Annotated in this window: 3 protein-coding genes; all 3 read left to right on the forward strand. The window is 54.0% G+C overall.

The window, feature by feature from the left end; translation table 11 throughout:
• The coding region (locus tag KDK19_RS12855; protein WP_257287847.1) for an ankyrin repeat domain-containing protein at positions 1 to 1,487 on the forward strand (1,487 nt) is incomplete at its 5' end.
• An 86-nt stretch (positions 1,488 to 1,573) separates the two neighbouring features.
• The gene (locus tag KDK19_RS12860) at positions 1,574 to 3,184 is read left to right on the forward strand and encodes an ankyrin repeat domain-containing protein (RefSeq protein ID WP_257282296.1); all 1,611 of its coding nucleotides are present in this window, start codon (positions 1,574 to 1,576) and stop codon (positions 3,182 to 3,184) included.
• Between the two features lie 39 nt (positions 3,185 to 3,223).
• A partial coding sequence (locus KDK19_RS12865; RefSeq protein WP_257292121.1) for a hypothetical protein occupies positions 3,224 to 3,703 on the forward strand: 480 nt, incomplete at its 3' end.

Below are 3,703 nucleotides of genomic sequence, written 5' to 3' on the forward strand. Positions count from 1 at the left end.
GAGGCCCTCAACAATCTCTGCATTCTTTGGATTTAAATTGTTTCGTCTCTCCCTGCCATGGCGTTTGTCAATTCCGAACATCATCCGATAGCAGTGGGTCCACTGAGTGGTCGATGAATTCCGCAGAAAATTCGACCGGCCACACAGGCGCAACGCCCGAACAAAGCTCATGCCCATATTTGGACAATGGACGCGGCCCGGAGTGCGCAGGTCATGTGACTGACGTGGATGTACAACTTATGGATGACATTGCTCAACCCACTGTCCCCATGGACACTGACGCATCGCCGGAGTCCGATCCCTGTCCTATTTGTCTGGTTCACTTCCATGATCGTGACGAAGCGCTCGTGGTCGTCAGAAGCCAGTGTTGTGGCCATCGCTTTGATCTGGACTGCATTTCCAGGTGTTTTGTTGATCAGCCCATCGGCTCTCGCCGGTGTGCAATGTGCCGGCAAGACCCGATGCCTATGCTGAATGAGAAAACCGGTGAGTCTCACCCGGATACATTTTTCCCCGATGAGGCGCTTTATCTTGCCTGTTTTGAGGGGGATTTGGATCAGTTGGAGAATTTACTGGCAGAAGGAGTCAATATCAATGCGGTTATGGATGATAATTTCACTGTCTTGATGTTGGCATCCTGCCTGGGACACAGGGACATCGTCGAGCGCCTGATCCAAGCCGGGGCGGATCTCAACGCCCGGACAAAGAATGGCAACACCGCACTGCTCTTGACTGCCCGGGAAAATATCGCCGACTGTCTGAAAATCCTGATCGAAGCTAATGCGAACCTCAACGCCCGGGATAAGGATGGCGCCACCTCGCTGTTCATTGCCGCCTGGGAAAATAACACCGACTGCGTGAAAATCCTGATCAAAGCCAAGGCGGATCTCAACCTCCCCCGTCCGGATGGTGCCACCCCGCTGTTCATCGCTGCCCAGAGGGGTCATACCGACATAGTGAAACTCCTGATCGAAGCCGGGGCGGATCTCAATGTCCAGACTAAGGATGGCGCCACCCCGCTGTTCATCACTGCTGCAAAAGGCAATACCGACAGCGTGAAAGCCCTGATTGAAGCCAAAGCAGATGTCAACACCCGGACTAAGAATGGCGTCACCTCGCTGTTTATCGCTGCTCAGGAAGGCCATGCAGACATCGTGAAACGTCTGATCCAAGCCGGCGCAGATCTCAACGCACGAACCAAGAATGGCGCCACTGCGCTGCTCATCGCTACCCTGAAGGGCCATACCGACTGCCTGAAAATCCTGATCGAAGCCAGGGCAGATATCAACGTCACCTTGTCCGATGGCGCTACCCCGCTGTTCATCGCTGCCCTGATGGGCAATACCGACTGCGCGCAACTCCTGATCGACGCCGGGGCGAATCTCAACACCCTGCGGACCTGGGATGGCGCCACCCCGCTGTCCATCGCGACCGAGATGGGCAATACCGACTGCGTGATAGCCCTGACCGGGGCTGAGAGAAGGTAGGGGACGTTCATAGCCATAGAATTGAATTTTTGTACTGTTTTTGTGTCCAACTGTATTACTCATTCAATAATACGGAGGTTCTGCTTGTGAATGCCATTACTCACTTTATGGATGCCATTACTCACTTTATCGATGCCATTACTCACACCCCTTTCCCCTGGGACAATGTCGTAACGCCGGAGGCCGAACCCTGCTCTATTTGTCTGACTCACTTCCATGGCCGAAATGTAGCACCGGTGATCGTCGAAGCCCAATGTTGTAGAAAGCACTTCGACCTGGACTGTATTTCGACGTATTTTGTTCAACAATCTATAGGCTCACGCCAGTGCGCGATGTGTCGGCATGACCCCATGCCTATGTTGAATAAGAACACCGGTGAATATCACCCGGATCAATTTTTCCCCGATCAGACATTTTATGCTGCCTGTCTTGGCGGAAAGTTCGATAAGGTGGAGAAGTCACTGGCAGAGGGAGTTAATGTCAATGTCTTCAGGAGTGATGATTACAATCCCTTGATGTTGGCATCTGGTAAAGGGCACATAGCGATCGTTGAAGGCCTGATAAAAGCCGGAGCGGACATCAACGCCGCCCGCGCCAGGAATGGCGCCACCTCGCTGTTCATCGCAGCCTGGAAGGGTAAGACCGAATGCGTGAAAGTCCTGATCAACGGCGGTGCGGATCTCAACGCGCGGACCAAGCTTGGCGCCACCCCACTCCACGTCGCAGCCGAGATGGGCAATACCGACTGCGTGATAGCCCTGATCGAAGGCGAGGCGGATATCGATGCCCAGACTCCATATGGCTACACCGCACTGTACTTGGCCGCCCAGGAAAATAACATCGAAATCGTGAAAGCCCTGATCTACGCCGGGGCTAATCCCAACGCTGCCTCGTCGGATGGCACTACCCCACTGTACGGCGCTGCTGCAAAAGGCAATGCCGGCTGCGTGAAAGTTTTGGTCGAAGCCGGGGCGAACCTCAACGCCCGGACTAAAAATGGCGCCACCTCGCTGCTCATCGCTGTGCAAGAAAACAACACTGACTGTGTAAAGATCCTGATCAAACCGGAGACGGATCTTAACGCCGCCTCGTCGGATGGTGCTACCCCGCTGTTCGTCGCTGCCCAGAAAGGCAATACCGAATGCGTGAAAGACCTGATCAACGGTGGGGCAGACCCCAACGCCGCCATGACTAAAAACGGCGGCGGCACCCCGCTGTTCATCGCTGCAGCAAAAGGCAATACCGACAGCGTAAAAGCTCTGATCGAAGCCGAGACAGATCTCGACGCCGGGAATGAAGATGGCGCCACCCCGCTGCTCATTGCTGTCCAGGAAAATAACATTGACTGCGTGAAAGCCCTGGTCAAAGCCAGGGCGGATATCAACGCACGGGCCAGAGATGGCGCCACCCCGCTGCTCATCGCTGCCCTGAGGGGCCATAGCGACATTGTAAAACTCCTGATCAAAGCCAGGGCAGATATCAATGCCGCCCTGCCGAATGGCGCCACACCGCTCTCCATAGCTGCTGAGATGGACAATACCGACTGCGTGCAACTCCTGATCGACGGCGGGGCGAATCTTGACACCCCCCCGCCGTCCGCCGTAACGGAGTTGGACAATACCGACCTGGAAGCCCTTCCCAAAACCCGGACAAGGAGGGAAAGAAAAGAACCAGAAAGTTCTTGTGCTATCCAGTAAACGCAGCTTTGAGCTGTTCCCATCTTCTGAGTGTGTGAAATGGGAGATTATTTAGCCGCTGCAAACTTTTTAGCCATAAGAGCTGAACCAAAGCTGAACTATTGGAGTGTTCTTGCATCTAATCCGTATTACTTATTGAATAACACAGATGTTTTGCTTGTGGATGCTATTACTCGCAACTCTGTCCCCGGGGACGCTGTCGTAGCGCCGGAGGACGAACCCTGTCCTATTTGTCTGGCTCACTTCCATGGCCGTGACGTAGCGCCCGTGATCGTCAAAGCCCGGTGTTGTGGCAAGCTCTTCGATCTGGACTGTGTTTCGAAGTGTTTTGTTCAACAGTCCATCGGCTCACGCGAGTGCGCGATGTGTCGGCAAGACCCCATGCCTATGTTGAATAAGAACACCGGTGAATCTCACCCGGATCCATTTTTCCCCGATCATACGTTTTATGATGCCTGTGTTAACGGGGATTTGGATCAGGTGGAGAAGTCACTGGCAGAAGGAATCAATGTCAATGCC

Source organism: Endozoicomonas sp. ONNA1, assembly GCF_024606325.1.
Taxonomy (GTDB): Bacteria; Pseudomonadota; Gammaproteobacteria; order Pseudomonadales; family Endozoicomonadaceae; genus Endozoicomonas_A.